The organism is Propioniferax innocua, from assembly GCF_006716235.1.
GTDB classification, from domain to species: domain Bacteria; phylum Actinomycetota; class Actinomycetes; order Propionibacteriales; family Propionibacteriaceae; genus Propioniferax; species Propioniferax innocua.
In genome coordinates this window covers 1,387,981-1,407,338 of record NZ_VFOR01000001.1, presented here as the reverse complement: position 1 = coordinate 1,407,338, position 19,358 = coordinate 1,387,981, and the positions used below count along the sequence as shown (strand labels likewise).

Below are 19,358 nucleotides of genomic sequence, written 5' to 3'. Positions count from 1 at the left end.
CGTCGGGAGTAGGATGGTTGATCCGACGGGGTGGCCGTCGGAAGGCGCATCGGGGCGTCTGGCCCGCCCCGAGCGATATGAGCGAGGAGGGCATCGTGGCCGAACTGAGTACTGCCGAGTGCTGGGCATTCCTGGAACAGCATGAGTTCGGGCGGCTCGCCTATGTTCTTGATGGTGGCGCCGACATCGTGCCGATCAACTACTGCGTCGATGACGGCCAACTGTTGTTCCGCACCGCGCAGGGCAGCAAGTTCGCCGGGGTCATGTCCGACGCAACCGCGGCATTCGAGGTGGACGCCTTCGAGGCAGAGACCGCCATCAGCGTCGTGGTGCGCGGTCTGGCGGTCGAGCTTCCCGAATCGCATGCGGGACGCGCCGAACAGGCCGGTCTGCGGCCGTGGCTCGATTCCGACAAGCCGCACCTGGTCGCCATCGACGTCACCCACATCACAGGGCGTCGCCACTCGCTGCACCGTCCGTGGCGTTCGATGCTCCGCGAATCGTCGGCGGTCACGGGCTGATGTCGCCCAAGGTCAGTTCTCGGGGGCGCCTGCCGGGCTTCGAGGTGATGCACATCCTCGACCAGGTGGCGGAACTGCGGCATCAGGGCATCGAGGTGATCTCGCTCTGTGTCGGTGAACCGGCTCAGGGGGCACCGACGCCGGTGCGGCGTCGCGCCGCTGAAATGCAATCCGATGGCACCGATCTGGGATATGGGGCGACGCTCGGATCCCCGGCGCTGCGAGCCGGCCTGGTCGAGCACTACCAGCGGCGTTATGACCTGCAGGTGTCCCCGGTCGATGTGACCATCCACACCGGGGCTTCAGGGGCTTTGACGACATGCTTCCTCGCGGCCTTCGATCCCGGTGACCGGGTGGCGTTGGCTCGCCCCGGCTACCCGGCCTATCGGAACATGCTGACCGCCGTCGGCTGTGAGGTCGTGGAGATCCCTTGCGGCCCGCGGGAGCGTTTCCAGCCGTCTCTCGACGCCATCAGGGCCACGCACGCCGATGCCCCGCTGGCCGGGCTCCTGGTGGCGTCCCCTGCGAATCCCACCGGCACCATGTACACCACTGAGGAGTTCGCGGCGATCGCGCAGTGGTGCCAGGAGGCCGGTGTGCGTCTGATCAGCGATGAGATCTATCACGGGATCACGTTCGACGGCCGCTTCGGCGACTGTGCCTGGACATACAACCGTGATGCGGTGGTGGTCTCATCGTTCTCGAAGCTGTTCGGGATGACGGGATGGCGTCTGGGCTGGGCGCTCGTGCCGCCGGATCTGCGCCCCTCGGTGCATGGGCTCACCAGCAACCTCGCCCTGTGTGCGCCGACCACGGCACAGGAAGCCGCGTTGGCTGCCTTCACCGATGAATCCCTCGCTGAGGCGGACGCCGCCGTGCGGGCCTTCGCCGAGGCTCGCGATGTGGTGCTGAGCCGCCTGGGCAGGTTGGGGTGGTCGTCGGTGGCGCCCGCCGACGGGGCCTTCTACTTCTGGGCCGAGCCGCCGCTGGGGCCACATGCCGACACCCGCGCGTGGTGTGCGGCCTTGCTCGATGAGCAGCGGGTCGCTGTGACGCCCGGCATCGACTTCGACGATGTGGAGGGGCATCGTTTCATTCGGATCTCGCTGGCAGCCGGGGCCGAGGCCGTGGGGCGTGCGCTGGACCGGATCGAGGAGTTTCAGTCCGGCTTCTGACCCGGCCGGGTTCCGAGCCCGACGAGGACGGCATCGGTCGCCTCGCGCAGGGCTGAGTCGAGATCGTCGGTCGGCAGGCCGTGGTGACTGTGGAAGCCCATCGTCATGCGGATCACGGCGGAAAGGGCGGCAGTGAGTTGGCCGAGGCGTCGGCGCGTCGGGATGTCGGTGGCGCCGATGCGGTCGGCCGCGGCCTGTGCCAGAAGTCGATTGGTGGCCAGTATGTTGCCGGTGGACAGCCCCAGCAGATCAGGGTTCTTTCCCAGGGTGATGTGCAGTAGGCGGTTGGTCTCGGCGTCGAGGGTGAGGACGCTTTGCAGCAGCACTTCGGCGATGATGCGGCCGGGGTCATCGCCGATCGGATCATCGGCGGGCCATTCGGTGATCGCCTGCACCAGATCGTCGGCGCGTCCGATGTAGGCATTGAAGATCGCCGATTCCTTGGTGGGGAAGTAGTTGAAGAAGGTGCGCGGGGATATGCCCGCATGTTCGGCGATGGCCTCGACCGGGACGTCATGCATCCCGTCATGTTCCACCGCCAGCTCCAAGGCCGCTCGCTGAATCGCGAGACGACATTCGATCTTCTTTCGTTCCCTCAGCCCGGTCACGATCCCGCATTCTAAAGGAAAAGTGCAGTGCATGAAAATTTGCACAGAGTGCAAGTTGCGTGCAGGATGGAGTGCCGTGAGTGATGAGCAGGTGAACACGGAGAAGCGGGCGGGCATCGGCGAGAGCCGGCCTGTTCCGTCGACCGTGGCTTCCGATGGTCCTGCTCCTGACCGGGGGCTGACGCCGGCCGAGCGCAAGATCTTCCTGGGCCTGCTGTTGGGCATGTTCGTCGCCGCATTGAGCCAGATGATGGTGGGGCCCGCGATCCCGTTGATCATCGCTGAACTCGGCGGGATGGAGCACTACTCGTGGGTGGCCACGGCAGCCATGCTCACCTCGGCGGCGACGGTTCCGGTGGTGGGGAAGCTCTCGGACATGTACGGCCGACGTCCCTTCTACATCGCCGGGCTGATGGTGTTCATGGCTGGCGCTGTCGTTGGCGGGCTGGCCGACTCGTTCTGGCTGCTCGTGATGGCCCGGGCGATCCAGGGCATGGGCATGGGTACGATCATGCCGCTGGCGCAGACGATCGTGGGCGATATCGTTCCGGCGCGATACCGCGGCAAATATCAGGGCTACATGGGCGCGGTGTTCGGCGTCTGCTCGGTGATCGGGCCACTTGTCGGCGGCGTCGTGACCGACTGGCTGGGTTGGCGTTACCTGTTCTTCCTGGCCGTTCCCATCGGCCTGGTCGCGATGGTCCCGATCCTGCGTTTCCTCCACGTCCCGCACCATGGCTCTCCGGCGCGGCTTGATCTGGCCGGTTTCATCCTGTTGCCGAGTGCGCTGACGATGGTGCTCCTCGCCACCTCCATGGGGGGTGCCACGTGGGCGTGGGGCTCGCCGCAGATCATCGGGCTGTTCGCAGGTGGCGCGGTGGTTCTCGCGCTCTTCGTGATGAATGAGACGCGGGCCGCCGAGCCCGTGCTGCCCTTGCGCCTGTTTCGTTCGCGGACGTTCGTGCTCGGCAACCTGGCGTCGCTCGCGGTCTCGATGGGCATGTTCGGCGTCATGATCTACGTCCCGGTCTTCGTCCAGGGTGTCATCGGTCTGACGCCGGGTGGCACCGGGCTGGTTCTGATGCCGCAGTCGGTGTTGATGATCACCATGTCCATCGTCGTGGGGCACTTGATCGCCCGGACCGGCAGGTACCGCATCTTCACCTTGGTGGGGGCGTGCGTGATGTTGCTGGGTATCGGGTTGCTGGCCTGGATGCCGCCTTCCACCGGGCCGTGGGCGCTTGCGGGGATCATGATGGTGTTCGGTATGGGGCTCGGCTCGCTGATGCAGGTTTTCGTCCTGCTCGTGCAGAACGACGCCGACCGCCGCGACCTCGGCGTCGTCACCTCGGCGGCCCAGTTCTTCCGCAACGTGGGGTCCACTCTCGGCATCACGATCTTCGGTGCGGTGATGAGCACGCGTATGGCCGACGCCATCGCGCGGCACCTGCCGCCGGGCGCCGCAGGGGCGGGCCCGCAGGCGTCGAACGCCGGTGCTGTCCTGGACCCCGCCCAGCTGGAGGGCGTGCCGCCGCAGATCGTTGAAGCGATTCGGCTGGGTGTCGCGGACTCCCTCCATGGTGTGTTCCTCGCGGTGATCCCGACGGTGTTCATCGTCCTCGTTGCGACGGTCTTCATCCCCCACAAGGATCTGGCCGATCGGCTCCAGCCGCTCGATGGCGAGTCGCCCGGGGAGGATGGGGCGTCCTGATCGCGGGCCAGTAGCTCGATGGGCGGGTCTTCGAAAGGCAAGAACCGCAGCGGCGTGTTCAGGCAACGATTTGGTCACGGGCGATGAGCATGTCATCATCTTCCGGTCCGTCGAGGCCTGATCCGTCGGACCTTTCTGACCATTCGACCCGGAGGCCCCGTGCCCACGCTCTCCCATGCTGCGGCGACCATCGCCGCGTTCGCCCTCGTCGTCATCTCGCCGCTGTCGGCGCAGGCCGCGCCGACACCGACGCCGACACCGACGCCGACGCCGGGCGCGTCCACGTCCCGTGTGGCCGAACCCTCATCGGCCCCCGGGGCCGAAGGCACCGTGGTTCCGGGAGCCACTCCATCCTCCAATGTCGACGAGCCGTCGCCCTCGGCGACCGGATCGGCCGATCTGGAGAGCGGCGGTTCGACCACCGCCACGCCGGACGCCACTCCCGAGAGCGTGTCGCCGACCCCCACCGTGGAGCGACGCGAACAGCATCCGATCGCCCAGCGGTGGCGTGTCCTGGGCGGGGAACGTGGTTGGCTCGGCAAGCCGACCATGGGCATCGCCTGCGGCATCCGTGGGGGTGGCTGCTTCCAAAGTTTCGAGCACGGCGGTATCTACTGGAGCCAGGCCACCGGCGCGAAGTTCGTCCGGGGCGAGATCCGTCAGGGGTGGGGCCGTCTCGGCTGGGAGACCGGTCGACTCGGATACCCCACCAGCGATGAGGACTGCGGCATCCGCGGCGGCTGCTTCCAGCGTTTCCAGGGCGGCATCATGTACTGGTCGCCGTCGACCGGTGCGCACGCCACCTGGGGTGCGATCGGTGCCGGCTACGGCCGTCTTGGCTGGGAGACCGGCAAGCTCGGCTTTCCGCGCAGCCGGGAGTTCTGTGGGCTGCCCAACGGCGGCTGTGTGCAGCGTTTCCAGGGTGGACACGTCTACTGGACCCCCGCGATCGGTGCGCATGCCACGTGGGGGCGCATCGACGGTCGATTCGGGCGTCTGGGCTGGGAGCGCAGTTTTCTCGGGTATCCGACCGGCCCGGAGTTCTGCGGGCTGCGTGACGGTGGCTGCGGCCAGCGTTTCCAGGGCGGCATGATGTATTGGTCGCCGGGCTCGGGTGCGCATCCCATGCGGGGCAAGCTTCTTGATGCCTACGGGCGGCAGGGCTACGAGAGGGGCCCGCTGCGCTACCCCACGAGCGGTGAATACCGTGTGGGCGGGGATGTCCAGCAGAACTACCAAGGTGGCCAGCGGCACTTCGACTTCGGCACCGGAAAGGTGAGCGACCCCAATGCGCAGCCGCGCCACGTGGAGCACTGTGAGGCGTCGAACTACTGGCAGGGCCAGATGACCGCCAGCGGTGAGCGATTCGACCTCAGCGCGATGACAGCGGCCCACAAGACGCTTCCGTTCAACACCAAGGTGAGGGTCACCAACAAGGCCAATGGCAAGTCGGTCGTGGTGCGGATCAACGACCGCGGGCCCTACATCGGGGGTCGTTGCATCGACCTCTCGCGCGGCTCGTTCTCCCAAATCGCCAGCCCCAGCGCGGGCGTCGCCCAGGTGAAGGTCGAAGTTCTCTGACGCCGATGTTGTGAAGTCCCGGGACATCGTTGATGGATGTCCCGGGACTTTGTTGTTTCGCCACTTGTCGCCAAGTCCTCGGCTCGCCAAGCCCCGGTATAGCCAAGTCCCGGTATAGCCAAGCCCCGGTATAGCCAAGTCCCGGTATACCTGAGGGTTTGTGGCGGACATCGGTCACAAACCCTCAGGATCGATGCTCAGAACATGTTCGCGCGGATCGCTCGGGCCCGGGGCGCTGCTTGAATGCAGGGGCAGTCTGCTGCAGTGGCGTTCTATTGCAGTGGAGGTCTGTGCACCGATGTCGGTGCTTCTGGTTCCACTGTGTGATGAGCGTGCGGACATGCGATCAGTCGGCGTCGGCGTCGTGCGTTGGCTGCGTGGGCGCCTGTGACCGCGCGCGTGGTCGGTGTGCGAGCACTGGGAGTGGTCATCTAGGTGTACTGATCGGGGACGTTGGTCAATCGTGAGAACGGCGGCTGGTTGCCGCAGGCCGTGTGCGGGCGGTGGTGGTTGTAGTAGTGCAGCCAGCTGTCGAGCTCACTGCGTCGTTCCGTCTCGGACGTGTAGCAGCGGGCATAGGCCCAGCCGTCAGCCAGGGTTCGGTGGAAGCGCTCGATCTTCCCGTTGGTCTGTGGCCGATACGGCCTCGTGCGCTTGTGCCTGATGCCGAGTTCTGCGCAGGTGTCTCGCCACAGGTGTGACCGGTAGGCGCCGCCGTTGTCGGACAGGGCCCGCTCGACGGTGACCCCGCGGGCGTTGAACCACTCGACGGCCCTGACGAGGACGGCGGTGGCGGTGAGGGCGGTTTCGTCGTCGTGGATCTCGGCGTAGGCGACGCGGGAGTGGTCGTCGATCACGGTGTGGACGTAGGCCTTGCCCATGAGCGGATCCCGCCACTTGTTGCGGGGCTTGTCGGGTGTGGCGGCTCGGTTGCGGTGGCCTTGTTGTCGGCCGACGTAGCGCCAGCCTCCACCGTCGGGGATGTTGCCGAGCTTCTTCACGTCGACGTGGAGCATCGCGCCGGGGTGGTCGTGCTCGTAGCGGCGGAGGGGCTCCCCGGTGGCGCGGTCGACGTGGGAGAGCCGGTTCAGCCGGGCGTCGACCAGGATCCGGTGGACCGTGGACGGTGCGATCCCGAGCCGGCAGGCGAGCTGGACCGGGCCTTCGCGCAGTCGGAGGCGAAGCCGGATGCAGCGCTTCGCAGTTGCGTGGCTGGTCTTGTTCGGCGACCGGCGGGGCCGTGAGGAGCGGTCCTGCATGGACTGGCCGGTGCGGTAGCGGTCGGCCCAGCGCTTCACGGTGGGCCAGGAGACCTGGAAGCGGGCGGCGACCTCGCTGATCGGGAAGCCATCGTCGACCACGAGACGGCCGACGATCAGGCGGTGCCGGGGCGTGAGAGCGGCGTTGGGGTGGGACACGTAGAGCCTTTCGGATGCGAAAGCGGCCGGCGACCTTACGGTCGCCGGCCAGCTGGTTGGTGCTGTTACGCGGATGGTCCAGCCCCGGGGCATGCACCGCGCGTCATCTCGACAGACAGGGGCATCCGGTCGCGGGATGGTGGGGTGTTACCAGGTGGGAAGCTCGCCCTGGCCTGGGGTGACGCGTCGCTCCTCCTGGCTGATGGGACGGTCGTTGATGCTGGCTTCGCGATGGGTCATGTAGCCGTGCGCGTCGAAGCGCCACAGTTCGTTGCCGTAGGAGCGCCACCACTGGCCGTCATGGTCGTGCCATTCGTACTGGAATCGCACGGCGATCTGGTCGTCGGTGAACGCCCACAGGTTCTTGCGGAGTTGGTAGCCGAGTTCCCGATCCCACTTGTCGGTGAGGAAGGCGATCACCTGGTCGCGGCCGGTGATCGTCTGGTCACGGTTTCGCCAGACGGTGTCGACGCTGTAGGCCTGCGCGACCTTCTCGGGGTCGCGTGTGTTCCACGCGTCCTCGGCGGCCTGCACCTTGAGGGCGGCGGTTTCGGCGGTGAACGGCGGGGTGGGTTTACGGGTTTCGGTCATGTGATGGCTCCTTGCTCTGGGAAGGGGATGTGTCAGTGGTGTGTGGGCGTTGACCATGTGGGCGGCGCCGGGTGGTACTCGATGCCGTCCTGTACCTGTCGGGCGCGGCCGGGGCCGGCGAGTCGACCGACGAGGTGGAGGGCCATGTCGAGGCCCGCCGAGACGCCGGCCGCGGTGACGATCTGCCCATCGTCGACCCAGCGCTGGTCGGGGCATGGCGTGATGGTCGGGTCGAGGGCGAGTAGCTCGTCGAACCTTGCGTGGTACGTGGTAGCCGGGCGTGCGTGCAGGAGCCCTGCGGCGGCAAGTATCAGGGCCCCGGCGCAGACACTGCTCACCAGGGCACCGCTCTCGGCGGCGTCGCACAGCCACCGCAGGTGGTCAGTGTCCGCAAGGCGTGCCCTGGTGCCGCGTCCTCCCGGCTCCACGATGAGGTCCGGGCGCGGCACCGCTGCCTTGGCTGCGGTGGGAACCACCTGGAGTCCCTTGGCGCAGCGGCGGGGCTGGCCGTCATCCGTGGCCAGGTCCACCCGCCAACCATCGGCCGGATATGTCTGAGTCCAGTACGACAGCACTTCCCACGGGCCGACGGCGTCGAGTTCCTCCGTACCGTCGAACAGGTCGATCACGATGCGCTTGCTCATGGCATCAACCCTGCCGGGGCGCCTTGCCCAGTGCGAGCGGCAGGAATGACGTAGTGCGCGCAATTCCTGCCATGATCGGTGCGTGCCACACCACGTCGTCGCCCTCGCCCTGCCCGGAGTGGTCGCCTTCGACCTGTCGACGGTTGCCCAGGTCTTCGGGCATCCCGCCGAAGAGGAGTACACCTTCGCGGTGGCGGCGCCCGACGGTGATGACGTCATGACCTCCAGCGGATTCAGCATCGGCGCCGTCCATGACCTGGATGCGTTGGCCCACGCCCGCACGGTCATCATCCCTGGCTACCGGCCCCATCACCGTCCTCATGACGACACGCTGAGGGTGCTCCGCAACGCCTACCAGCGCGGCACGAGAGTCGCGTCGGTGTGCACTGGCGCCTTTGCCCTCGCTGCAACCGGGCTCCTTGACGGGCTGACCGCCACCACGCACTGGCAGGACGCCGGGGAGTTGCAGCGGTTGTACCCCGAAATCACGGTGCAGCCCGATGTGCTCTACGTGGACCACGGACAGGTCGCCACCAGTGCCGGCGTGGCCGCCGGAATCGACCTATGCCTGCACCTGGTGCGCAGGGACCTTGGGGAGCGGGTCGCCGCCCGTATTGCCCGCCGCATGGTGGTACCGCCCCACCGAGCAGGCGGCCAGGCCCAATACATCGAGCCAGCGGCAGCTCCCACGACACACGGTTTCGCCGAGCTCACCGACTGGATCGTGGACCACCTCGAGCAGAGGCTCAGCGTCGCCGATCTGGCGCGCCATGCGCACTTGTCCGAACGGCAGCTCGCGCGGCGCTTCGTTGCTGAGACGGGACAGACCCCTCTGCAATGGATCCTGCACCAGCGGGTTCTTGCTGCCCGACGCCTACTGGAAAACAGCAGCCTGCCAATGGACGTCATTGCGCAGCGCACCGGCTTGGGAACAGCAAGCACGCTACGGCGTCACCTGCGTCGAGAGACCGACGTGACTCCCACGAACTACCGGCGCACCTTCCGCGCTGACTAAGTACGGGTCGATCAACCTCTCCGGTCAGTACATCTAGGGACAGCGGGATGTTGGTGGTTGGTCTGGGCGGCCGCACGATTCTTTGCGCCGCTGTCCATGGGGCAGCGTTGACCATCCCGGAACAGCCGTTGGCCATGTTGTGGGACAGGGCACTCTGACTCTGACGCCGTGCCCGGCCCGGTGAGCCGGGCACGTGGCGACAAGTCGGGTTCGGCGGAACCCTCCGGGGAAGGTTCCCGGACGCTTCGCTGTGCTGCGGTGTGGCCGGACCCCTAGCGTCTGGGGCAGATCAATCAGATTCGTCGCACCATGCTGGTCCGACTCCACACCCCAGGAGCCAGAGATGCTGAAGAAGTTCGCGATCGGAGCGGCCGGTCTGGCCACCTTCGTGGGCGGTGCTGCCCTCGTGGTGCCGCAGGCCGAAGCAGCCGCCGAGACCGTGCCGGCCACCGTCACCGTCGGTGAGGGCTACCACCTCAACGTTCGTTCCGAGGCCAACGGCGACGCTGCCGTGCGCTCGATGTTCCCCGATCAGTCGGTGATCGAACTGCACTGCCGGACCGAGGGGAGCTCCGCCGAAGGGCCGCGCGGTTCGAGCAGCAACTGGTACGGCGTGCGTGGCGGCGGTTTCGTGGCCGGCGCTTGGCTGGACCAGGAGCCCGAGATGACGGCCTGTGGCGATTCCGCCGCGCCGATGTTCGGCGTCACGGCGACCGGTTTCGGCGGCTCGGTCAACGTCCGTGAGGGCGCGTCAGCCGACTCCCGTGCCCTCGCTTCGGTGGCCGATGGCGGCCGCACCGAGGCCGAATGCTGGGTGCAGGGCACCTCGCACACCAACGATGCCGGGCGTACCTCCGACTGGTGGCTGCGCACGGCTGAAGGCTTCATGTCCGAGGCGTTCGCAGAGCTGGACGCCACCGCTTCCTCGACGCTGCCCATCTGCGGTGAGGGCGGTGCCCCAGAACAGCCGGCTCCAGAGGATCCCGGCGCGGGCGAAGGTGAATACCCGTTCCATGGACAGTTCCACCTGCCGTTCGCCAACGGCACCGAGGTTCCTGTGACCCAGGGGCCCTACGGCAGTTTCTCGCACAACAATGCGAACAATTTCCATGCGGTTGACCTCGCGCTCCCGCTGGGAACGCCGCTCCTGGCCACCGGTCCCGGAATCATCAAGGTGGCGTCCGACCGTGGTGATGGGTACGGCAACACCGTCTACATCGACCATGGCGACAATCGCTGCACGCAGCTCGCGCACATGAACAGCATCGGCGTCTCGGTCGGGGACCGGGTGCAGACCGGTCAGTACGTGGGTGAGCTCGGTACCACCGGGCAGTCGACCGGACCGCACCTCCACTGGAACATCGTCGCCTGCGACGGCTACGTCTCGCTCGAGACCCCCAACACCGTCGAGGCCGGCACCAACTATGTCGAGGGCACCTCGATCGTCAGCCAGAACCCCGGCGCCTGAGTCACGTCGGTGAGCACCCGGTGCTCACCGCGCTGCGGCCCGTCATCTCCCTATGGAGGTGGCGGGCCGTCTCGTCCATCGGGCACCGGGCGTCGCCGCAGCTGCGGAAACCTCCGGGGAAACTTCCAGCCGCTGAGGGCTGTTCGCATCATGCGGGCATGCGTAGCGTCCCGGGCAGGTCGAGACACCCCCCACCCCCCGGAGATCGACATGAGTTCTGCACCCTTGTTCCTCAACCGTGACAACACGCAGCGTGGCAGCCTGGGCCGGACGGTCCTGAGCCGACGTGCCGTCCTGTTCGGCGCTGCCGGCATCGGAGCCGCGAGCGTCGCCGGCCTCTCGGCGCTCAACCTGCCCACCGCAGCGGCCAACGATCTGCGCATCTATTCCACTGAGGAGTGGGGCGCCAATGCGCCCAACGGTGACATCGCCATCAACCGGCTGAACTACCGGCCATCCAAGATCGTGGTGCACCACATGGATTCGCCGAATGTCACCGACTACTCGCAGGAAGCCGCGTTCAAGATCGCCCGCGATTGCCAGAGCTGGCACGTCAACAACGGATGGGCCGACAGCGGCCAGCAGTTCTCGGTGAGCCGCGGCGGCTACGTCCTGGAGGGGCGGCACGGCTCCCTGGCTGCCGCTCAAGACGGCTCCTACTTCATCGAAGGCATCCAGGCCGCCGGCTGCAACCGCGAGACCATCGGTATCGAGAACGAGGGACGCTACGAGGGCGAACTGCCCACCGATGCACAGTGGGCGGCGCTCGTCCAGCTCATCGCCTACCTCTGCCGTCAGTACGGGCTTGATTCCAGCGCCATCATCGGTCACCGTGACTGTTCGTCGACCGCCTGCCCCGGCAGTGCCTTCTACGGGGCGTTGGGTCAGCTGCGTGCCGATGTCGACGCCGCCCTGGCTGGCGGTGGCGGCGCGCCGACGCCCCCACCCGAGCCGGAGCAGCCCGAGGATCCCGGTATGAGCTGGCCTGTCACCAAGCGTGGTGACAGCGGCAACGCCGTTCTCGCGGTCCAACGTCTGCTCCAGCATCATGGCTGGCAGCTCGAGGCCGACACCTCCTTCGGCCCGGCCACCGAGCAGGCGATCTTCGAATTCCAATCCGCGAATGGCCTGGGCGTCGATGGGGCGGTCGGGCAGGAGACCTGGCCCGCCCTGATCGTCGTCGTGCGTCAGGGGGACAGCGGCTCGGCCGTCATCGGTCTGCAGGAGTTGCTCAACAAGCATGGTGCCCGGCTGGAGGTCGACGGTGTGTTCGGCTCGGCCACCGATCAGGCAGTGCGTGAGTTCCAGGAGCTCCAGCACTTCGATGCCGATGCCATCGCCGGTCCCATCACCTGGAAGGGCTTGGTCACCGTCTGACCGGTGCTCTGCCGGGTGCCCGGTGCCATGGCGACAGGGTGAGGGCTGGACGCATATGCCCAGGCCGCGCATGTCTCGATGCGCACATGTCGAGCCCTCACCCCTTCCAGTTACCCGTTGCTAACTGAGCTGCTAATGTGGGGCCATCCGTCGTCCGTCTTCGAAGGAGCAGCATGAGCGACACCGTCTCGGGTGAGCACCCGCAGGCTCAGCGTGAGGCCGCAGGGTTCGCCGCCCACAATCCCAGCAAGGTCGTGGCCGATGCCGCTGCGGCTGTTGCGGACATCCCGGCGGGGGCCCGTGTGGCCGTTGGTGGTTTCGGGCTCTGCGGCATCCCCAGCGTCCTCATCGACGCCCTGCTCGCCCAGGGCGCCGACGGGCTCAAGGTCGTCTCCAACAACTGCGGTGTCGACGGCACCGGCCTCGGGCTGCTGCTGGAGGGCGGCCGCATCGACCGCATCACCGCGTCGTACGTGGGGGAGAACAAGGAGTTCGCACGCCAGTACCTCTCCGGCGAGCTGACCGTGGAGCTGACGCCGCAGGGGACCCTCGCCGAACGCCTCCGCGCGGGCGGTGCCGGTGTCGGTGCCTTCTTCACCCCTTCGGGGGTGGGGACGCCGATCCAGCACGGTGGTCTGCCCTGGCGTCATGACGCCGATGGCAATGTGGTCGAGGAGTCCCCAGCCAAGGAATCCCGCGTCTTCGATGGCCGTGAGATGGTCCTGGAGGAAGGCATCGTCAGTGACTTCGCGCTGGTGCGGGCATCGGTGGTCGACACCCGTGGCAACTGCCGCTTCCACGCGGCCGCACGCAACTTCAACCCCGAAGCGGCCATGAGCGGGCGCATCACGATCGTCGAGGCCGAGAAGGTCGTCGAGGCAGGCGAGATCGCTCCGGACGACATCCATCTGCCGGGCATCTTCGTCGATCGTGTGGTCGCGCTGACGCCGGAGCAGGCCGCGGACAAGAACATCGAGAAGCGCACCACCCGCCCCGAGGAGGCCTGAACCATGGCATGGACACGTGACCAGATGGCCGGACGCGCGGCCGCAGAACTCAAGCCGGGTCAGTACGTGAACCTCGGCATCGGCATGCCCACCCTCATCCCGGGGCACATCGACGCCGACGCCGGCATCGTGCTGCACTCGGAGAACGGCATCCTGGGCGTCGGCCCCTACCCGTACGACGACGAAGTGGATCCGGACCTCATCAACGCGGGCAAGGAAACCGTCACCACGATGCCAGGGGCGAGTTTCTTCGGCTCATCCCTGTCGTTTGCGATGATCCGTGGAGCCCATCTCGATGTGGCCGTGTTGGGCGGTATGCAGGTGGCCGCCAACGGTGACCTCGCCAACTGGATGGTTCCCGGGAAGATGGTCAAGGGCATGGGTGGTGCGATGGACCTTGTCCATGGTGCTCGCAAGGTGCTGGTGCTCATGGACCACACGTCCCGTGACGGTGCCGCCAAACTCGTGCGCGAGTGCACCCTGCCGCTCACGGGGCAGGCTGTGGTGACGCGCGTCATCACCGATCTCGGTGTTCTCGACGTGACCGGCAACGGCTTCGATCTGGTCGAACTCGCCCCCGGCGTGACGGCGGACGAAGTGGTGGGGAAGACCGACGCCGAGGTCACGGTCAAGACCGCCGGCTGACGCTATCGTGAGCGGATGCAGCCCCGCGTCCTGAGCACCAATGTCGGTCTTCCCCGCCGTGATCCCGGCGGCGCGGACCGGATGTCCGGTATCGACAAACAACCGGTTCCCTCGCTGGAGGTCTTCGAGCCCGGTCCGTCCTACGGCGACGGTTCGGGTGTGCGTGGGGACACCGTCGGGGATTCGAAACATCACGGCGGAGCGCAGAAGGCCGTGTACGCCTACGCCCGTGAGGAGCTCGACCACTGGAGTTCGGAGCTCGGCCGAGAACTCGCCGATGGGGCGTTCGGCGAGAATCTCACGACCATCGGCGTCGATCTGGAGGCGCTGGTCATCAACCAGAAGGTCCGCATCGGATCGGCGCTGCTGGAGGTGTCGGTGCCCCGTACACCCTGCCGCACCTTCGCCGGTTGGGTCGGTGAACCCGGCTGGATCAGGCGCATCACCGGTCGTGGTCGCACCGGCACGTACCTGCGCGTCGTCGAGCCGGGGGTGATCTGTGCGGGGGATGTCTTCGAGCTGCGGGGGAGCCCTGAGCACGACGTCACCATGGGTGAGGCCTTCGCCGCAGCCATGGGAGATGTGGACGCGATGCGACGCCTGGTGGACGCGGCCTGCCTGCCACCCATGTACCACCAGCGGCATGTGGCCCGCCTTGCGGAACGGTGAGATCGCGCTGCAGGTGAGCCCTAGGATCGAGGAACCGCCGCGACGACGAGGAGGTCTCGATGCCTGAGCTTCAGGGCAGGGCTGCTGACATCGGCGCCATCGAGGCCCTGATGGACCAGCATCGGCTGGTGACGATCGTCGGTCTGGGCGGCATGGGCAAGACGGCGGTCGCGCTGCATCTGCAGAACTCATGGGGCTGCCCGCTGGTCGATCTCTCTCGGATCACGGCAGACGATGGTGTGGCCCCTCTGGTGGCGGCGACGTTGAACGCCGCCGAACAGTCGACACGTACCGCCACCGAACGTGTGGTGCGACATCTGGGTGAAGGGTGTTCGACGATCATCCTCGACAACTGTGAGCACGTGCTCGGTGGTGTCGTGGATCTGGTCGTGACGATCCTGGAACAGTGCCCGGGGGTATCGATCCTCGCCACCAGCACGGTGCGCTTGGAGGTGGGTGAGGAGCACATCCACGAACTCCCGCCGCTCGGGCTGCCCCCGGAGGGGAGTTCGCTGGCGGAGGTTCGTGATGCGGACGCCTGTGTTCTGTTCCGACGCCGGGTCCGGCAGTACAACTCGAACTTCGAGATCTCCAGCAGCAATATGGATGACGTCTCCGAGATCTGTTGGAGGCTCGACGGGCATCCGTTGGCGCTGGAGCTGGCGGCTGCTCGCATGTCGGTGTTGTCGGCCTCGGAGCTGAACGAGCGTCTGCACGAACGTTTCGGGCTGCTCACCAAGGGTGGTGCCGAGCGTCCCAAACGGCACCAGACACTGCGCGCGATGGTCGAATGGAGCCATGAACGGTGCACTCCGGCCGAGCAGAAGATGTGGGCTCGGTTGTCGGTGTTCAACGGGTCGTTCCGGCTGCGTCAGGCCGAGGACATCTGTGGGTTCGGTGAGCTCGACCGCGAGTCAGTGCTCGACCTGCTGGATGGGCTGGTCTGTAAATCGCTGCTGCAGGTGGAGCATGGCGACCGTGTCCGTTATCGACAGCTCATGACCATTCGTGACTTCGGCGCTGAACGGCTGGAGGAATATGGCGAGGCCGATCAGTGCCGCGACAACCTGTTGGCGTTCACGCTGCGCTCCACCCGCGAGATGATGAAGGGCTGGGTGGGGCCCGGGCAGGCCGAGGCGCTCGAGACGTGGCGTCTGGAACACGGCACCATCGTGGCCGGTCTGCGGTGGGCGATGGCCGAACCGGCCAAACATGATCAGGCGGCAGATCTGCTCACACAGTTGCTCTACCACTGGATCAGCGGCGGACACCTGAGCGACGGTCGGGTGTGGTTCGAGCGGGTGCTCGCCTCGAACTCATTGTCGCCGGAGCGTCGGGCCAATGCGGAGTGGGTCGCGGCCTGGGTGTGCATGTTGCAGGGTGACCTGGAGGCGGGGCTTGAGCACCTGGCCGCTGCCGGTCCCTCCACAGATCCCCTCGCCCGTGCCGGTCACCGGCTCGTTGGAGCGTTGGGGCACATGTTCGGTGGCGACTGCTCGGCGGCGGTACCCGAATACGAGGCCGCCATCGAGATGTGCCGGGAGCTGGGGGAGCAGGGGCTTGCGATGTCGGCCATGTTCCAGCTCGGCATGGCGCAGACCTACGCCGGTATGCACGCCGAGTCGCTGGAGACCACCGAGCGGCTCATTCGGTTGGCGGAAGAGCATGAGGAGCATTGGAACCGGGCCTATGGCCTGTGGATCCGAGGCTTGGCCCACTGGCACCGGGGTGAGCTGGTGGAGGCAGAACGTGCGGTCGCCGGTGCCATCGGGGTGCAGCTCGGTTTCGCTGATGGCATCTGTGTCGCGGTGTCGACGCTGGTGCTCGTGTGGGTTCGGGTGGCCCGTGGCGACGCCGCCAAGGCAGCAGCTCTGCAGCGGGTGCTGGACGGCGTCTGGGAGCGCATCGGCACGACTCCGGCAGCCTTCGGCTCCCATGTGGCGGAGGAACATGCGCGGTGCGGACCGGTGGCCCGTGACGAGCAGGTGCGTCCGATTCCGGTCCGCCGGGCGGTGCAGGAGGTCCTTGTTCTCGTCGATGGCGTCGATGCGTCGATGCCGCCTGGTCTGGGAGAGCTCAGTCCGCGTGAACGGGAGGTGTTGGCGTGCCTGGGTGAGGGGCTGTCGAACAGGGAGATCGCCGAGACCTTGTTCATCAGTCAGCGCACGGCCGAAGGGCATGTGCACAGGATCTTGGGCAAACTCGGACTTCGGTCCCGGGCCGAGGTGGCCTCCTGGTATGCGCGGCAGACGCTCGCGGAGCGGTGACGCGCGTCAGACGAACAGCAGTTTTCCGGCAATGGCGAGCATGATGACACCGACGCCGATATCGATGCTGCGCCAGACCGACGCGCGGTTGAGTGGGCGTGCGAGGGCTCGGGCGCCCAGGCCGAAGCCGAGGAACCAGATGACCGAGGCGGTCATGGCGCCGCCGGCGAAGTCCCATCGTTCGGCCCCGTGTTGGTTGGCCACGGCGCCGAGGAGCACGATCGTGTCCAAGTAGGCCTGTGGGTTCAGGAACGTCAGCGACAGGGTCGTGACCACTGCGGTGCGCAGCGTCTTGCCGTCTCCGGAGAGGTTCACCGATTCCTGTTTGGCGGCTGAACGGAATGAGGTGATGGCGAACCAGACGAGGTAGCCGATGCCACCCCACTTCATGACGTCGACGAGCCAGGGCAGGCGCTCCACGAGCACGCCGAAGCCGGCGGTGCCCGCGCTGATGAGCAGGACGTCGCTCACAAGGCACACGGCGATGATTGCGCCGATGTGCTCGCGTCGGATGCCCTGACGCAGGATGTATGCGTTCTGGGCCCCGATGGCCATGATGATCGCCAGCCCGGTGACGATGCCCGACAGATAAACCTCCACGTTGTGAAAACGTAACCATCCCCGCACGAAAAGACCAACGAATGTTTCTTTGGAAACCTAAGATTCTTTTATGGATGTGGGGCAGTTGCGAACGCTGGCACAGGTCGTCGAATCGGGAACGTTCGAAAGGGCGGCGCAGGAGCTGCACATCACTGCGCCCGCAGTGAGTCAGCGCATCCGAGCATTGGAGCGCGAGGTGGGCAAGGTATTGGTGCATCGCACCGTTCCCATCCACATCACCGAGTCGGGCGAACCGATGCTGCGCCTGGCCCGGCAGGTGCTTGAACTGCATCGGAGCGCAATGGCCGAAATGGGGCAGGGCCCCGAGGACACGCATGAACTCGCCATCGCGGTGAACGCCGACTCGGTGTCGACGTGGTTCACCGGGGTCCTTGCCGAGGCCCATGCATGGCGTGATGTCTCGCTGTACCTGCACCTGGAGGACGAGGACCACTCGCGGCACCTGCTGCAGTCCGGCGAGGTCAGTTCGGCGATCACCACCTCGGCGAAACCGGTGGCCGGGTGTCGAATCGTCCCGCTCGGCTCCATGAGGTTCCGGCCGATGATCGCCCCGACGCTGTTGGAGGAGTTCGGAACCTCTGACGGCGGCGTCGATCTTGCACGCTGCCCCCTGGTGATGTTCTCGCCCAAGGACGACCTGCAACACGAGCAGTTGGCGGCCTTTCGTGACGTGCTCGGACACATCGACCCTCCGCACCACACCATCCCCTCATCGGAGGCTTTCGTGCGGGCGATAGCCGATGGTCTGGGGTGGGGGATGGTGGCCACGCTGCAGCTCGCCGGAGCACGTTTCGCCATGACCGACGCCGACCTGGCCGTGGTGCCGGGTATCGAGGAGAGTCACGTCCAGCTTTACTTCCAGCGGTGGTCCACCGACACGCCGGCGCTGGCACGTCTGGAACAGAGCGTTCGCCGTCATGCTGCGTTGCTGGGCGATATCGTGGAAATGAACTGAACAGGAGTGCCCATGTCGCAGCAGCCCGTGTCGCAGCCACCCATGCCGAATCAGTCGGCACCGAATCCACCAGACAGCGCGCTCCCGACCGGCGCGCATCATTCGGCGCCGCCGCTCCCTGTACGTGGAGGGGCTCATCGCCTGGGGGCAGTGCCGTACTTCTGGGCGCTCGCCGGTGAGCCTCGTGCGTGGTGGAAGACGCTCGTCTCCCTGCTGTCGATCACCTTGGGAATGTTCGTGCTGGGCGGCATCCTCTCGATCCCGGTGGTGGTCATCGAGATGATGCTGGGGCAGCGTGGGCTCGACGACGTCGGCATGTCGCCGGGGCTGCTGGGGGTCAGCCTGTTCTCCCTGGCGCTGTACATTCCGATGACCTTGCTCCTCCAACGATGGCTGTATGGGGTGAGACCGTTGTCGTCGGTGGCGGGCCGGTTCCGTTGGAAGGTGCTGCTGCTCTCGTTCCTGCCGCTGTTGGCTTTCTTCGCCGCCTACCTGGGCGGAACGACTTTTCTCTCCGACGAGGCGGGGGAGGCACGCGCGAGCACCGAGACGGTGCTCTATCTGGCTGTCACCCTGATCCTCATTCCGCTTCAGGCCGCCGGTGAGGAATATGCCTTTCGCGGATTCGCCATGCGTGTGGTGACCGCCGCATGCCGCCGCAGTCGGTTCAGCGTTCCGATCGCCATGGTCGTCAGTTCGGCGTTGTTCGCGGCCATGCACTTCGCCTCCGACCCGTGGCTGATCCTCTACTACTTCTCCTTCGGCATCATCCTGGCGTTCATCGTGCATGTCACAGGAGGCCTGGAAGTGGCCATCGCGGTCCACGTGGCCAACAACTTGGTGTCCCTGGTGGTGGCGATTCTCCTCGGCCAGAGCCTGGACATGGATCGCAGTATGGGGACAGGTAGTCCCGTCATGCTCCTGATGATCGCCGTCCTGGCGCTGTTGGCGCTGGTGATCTGGCTCATCGCCAGGCGTAAGCCCCACCTGCGTGCCCCGATGATGAACCGTGGCCCTTCAACCGCGCTGCCTCCTGACGCGAGGGGGCTGCGCTGAGGGGCTGTCCGCCACGGAGCTCGGCCCTG

At 66.6% G+C, this 19,358-nt stretch carries 18 protein-coding genes; 13 read left to right on the top strand and 5 right to left on the bottom strand.

All coding sequences use genetic code 11. From position 1 onward, the window contains the following. Positions 1-95: 95 nt before the first annotated feature. Both FB460_RS06640 and FB460_RS06635 read left to right on the top strand, forming a co-directional pair. Positions 96-521 (top strand): pyridoxamine 5'-phosphate oxidase family protein, encoded by a 426-nt coding sequence (locus tag FB460_RS06640; RefSeq protein ID WP_211345859.1) that lies wholly within the window; start codon positions 96-98, stop codon positions 519-521. Further along, positions 521-1,696: a pyridoxal phosphate-dependent aminotransferase gene (locus tag FB460_RS06635; protein WP_142093237.1), complete on the top strand. Its 1,176-nt coding sequence runs from the start codon at positions 521-523 to the stop codon at positions 1,694-1,696. Before FB460_RS06640 ends, FB460_RS06635 begins: the two co-directional genes overlap by 1 nt. Here FB460_RS06635 and FB460_RS06630 read toward each other — a convergent pair. Continuing rightward, positions 1,681-2,304: a TetR/AcrR family transcriptional regulator gene (locus FB460_RS06630; protein WP_211345858.1), complete on the bottom strand. Its 624-nt coding sequence runs from the start codon at positions 2,302-2,304 to the stop codon at positions 1,681-1,683. The two genes, FB460_RS06635 and FB460_RS06630, sit on opposite strands and share 16 nt — an antisense overlap. 76 nt (positions 2,305-2,380) lie before the next feature. Here FB460_RS06630 and FB460_RS06625 point away from each other — a divergent pair, with 76 nt between their 5' ends. Continuing rightward, entirely contained in the window at positions 2,381-4,015 is a 1,635-nt protein-coding gene (locus tag FB460_RS06625) for an MDR family MFS transporter (RefSeq protein WP_170209976.1), read from the top strand. A gap of 159 nt (positions 4,016-4,174) precedes the next feature. Further along, on the top strand, positions 4,175-5,596 hold the full coding sequence (locus FB460_RS06620) for a septal ring lytic transglycosylase RlpA family protein (protein ID WP_142093235.1): 1,422 nt from the start codon (positions 4,175-4,177) through the stop codon (positions 5,594-5,596). Between the two features lie 431 nt (positions 5,597-6,027). Here FB460_RS06620 and FB460_RS06615 read toward each other — a convergent pair whose 3' ends face one another. The 3 genes from FB460_RS06615 to FB460_RS06605 form a co-directional block, all read right to left on the bottom strand. Continuing rightward, the gene (locus FB460_RS06615; RefSeq protein WP_142093234.1) at positions 6,028-7,014 is read right to left on the bottom strand and encodes an IS481 family transposase; all 987 of its coding nucleotides are present in this window, start codon (positions 7,012-7,014) and stop codon (positions 6,028-6,030) included. A gap of 147 nt (positions 7,015-7,161) precedes the next feature. After that, the gene (locus tag FB460_RS06610; RefSeq protein ID WP_142093233.1) at positions 7,162-7,605 is read right to left on the bottom strand and encodes a nuclear transport factor 2 family protein; all 444 of its coding nucleotides are present in this window, start codon (positions 7,603-7,605) and stop codon (positions 7,162-7,164) included. 32 nt (positions 7,606-7,637) lie between these two features. Then, positions 7,638-8,249 carry a DJ-1/PfpI family protein gene (locus FB460_RS06605; RefSeq protein ID WP_142093232.1) on the bottom strand — a complete coding sequence of 204 codons (612 nt, stop codon included), beginning with the start codon at positions 8,247-8,249 and terminating at the stop codon, positions 7,638-7,640. 82 nt (positions 8,250-8,331) lie between these two features. On the opposite strand from FB460_RS06605, the gene FB460_RS06600 reads away from it, so the two are divergent. The 7 genes from FB460_RS06600 (at position 8,332) to FB460_RS06570 (ending at position 16,697) form a co-directional block, all read left to right on the top strand. Next, complete coding sequence (locus FB460_RS06600; protein WP_142093231.1) at positions 8,332-9,264, top strand: GlxA family transcriptional regulator; 933 nt, start codon at positions 8,332-8,334, stop codon at positions 9,262-9,264. A gap of 343 nt (positions 9,265-9,607) precedes the next feature. Continuing rightward, a complete protein-coding gene (locus FB460_RS06595) occupies positions 9,608-10,732 on the top strand; it encodes a M23 family metallopeptidase (RefSeq protein WP_142093230.1) in 1,125 nt (374 codons plus the stop codon). Positions 10,733-10,942: 210 nt separating this feature from the next. After that, on the top strand, positions 10,943-12,109 hold the full coding sequence (locus tag FB460_RS06590) for a peptidoglycan recognition protein family protein (protein ID WP_211345857.1): 1,167 nt from the start codon (positions 10,943-10,945) through the stop codon (positions 12,107-12,109). Positions 12,110-12,282: 173 nt separating this feature from the next. After that, positions 12,283-13,116 carry a CoA transferase subunit A gene (locus FB460_RS06585; RefSeq protein WP_142093229.1) on the top strand — a complete coding sequence of 278 codons (834 nt, stop codon included), beginning with the start codon at positions 12,283-12,285 and terminating at the stop codon, positions 13,114-13,116. A gap of 3 nt (positions 13,117-13,119) precedes the next feature. Next, positions 13,120-13,761: a 3-oxoacid CoA-transferase subunit B gene (locus tag FB460_RS06580; RefSeq protein ID WP_142093228.1), complete on the top strand. Its 642-nt coding sequence runs from the start codon at positions 13,120-13,122 to the stop codon at positions 13,759-13,761. Positions 13,762-13,776: 15 nt separating this feature from the next. Continuing rightward, entirely contained in the window at positions 13,777-14,430 is a 654-nt protein-coding gene (locus FB460_RS06575) for an MOSC domain-containing protein (RefSeq protein ID WP_142093227.1), read from the top strand. Between the two features lie 59 nt (positions 14,431-14,489). Further along, on the top strand, positions 14,490-16,697 hold the full coding sequence (locus FB460_RS06570; protein WP_142093226.1) for an ATP-binding protein: 2,208 nt from the start codon (positions 14,490-14,492) through the stop codon (positions 16,695-16,697). A 6-nt stretch (positions 16,698-16,703) separates the two neighbouring features. On the opposite strand, the gene FB460_RS06565 is transcribed toward FB460_RS06570, so the two are convergent. Further along, positions 16,704-17,297, bottom strand: a complete 594-nt coding sequence (locus tag FB460_RS06565) for a LysE/ArgO family amino acid transporter (protein ID WP_246044259.1) — start codon at positions 17,295-17,297, stop codon at positions 16,704-16,706. Positions 17,298-17,367: 70 nt separating this feature from the next. On the opposite strand from FB460_RS06565, the gene FB460_RS06560 reads away from it, so the two are divergent. Beyond that, positions 17,368-18,273, top strand: a complete 906-nt coding sequence (locus FB460_RS06560) for an ArgP/LysG family DNA-binding transcriptional regulator (RefSeq protein ID WP_142093225.1) — start codon at positions 17,368-17,370, stop codon at positions 18,271-18,273. 12 nt (positions 18,274-18,285) lie between these two features. After that, positions 18,286-19,329 carry a CPBP family intramembrane glutamic endopeptidase gene (locus FB460_RS06555; protein ID WP_142093224.1) on the top strand — a complete coding sequence of 348 codons (1,044 nt, stop codon included), beginning with the start codon at positions 18,286-18,288 and terminating at the stop codon, positions 19,327-19,329. Positions 19,330-19,358: the final 29 nt, after the last annotated feature.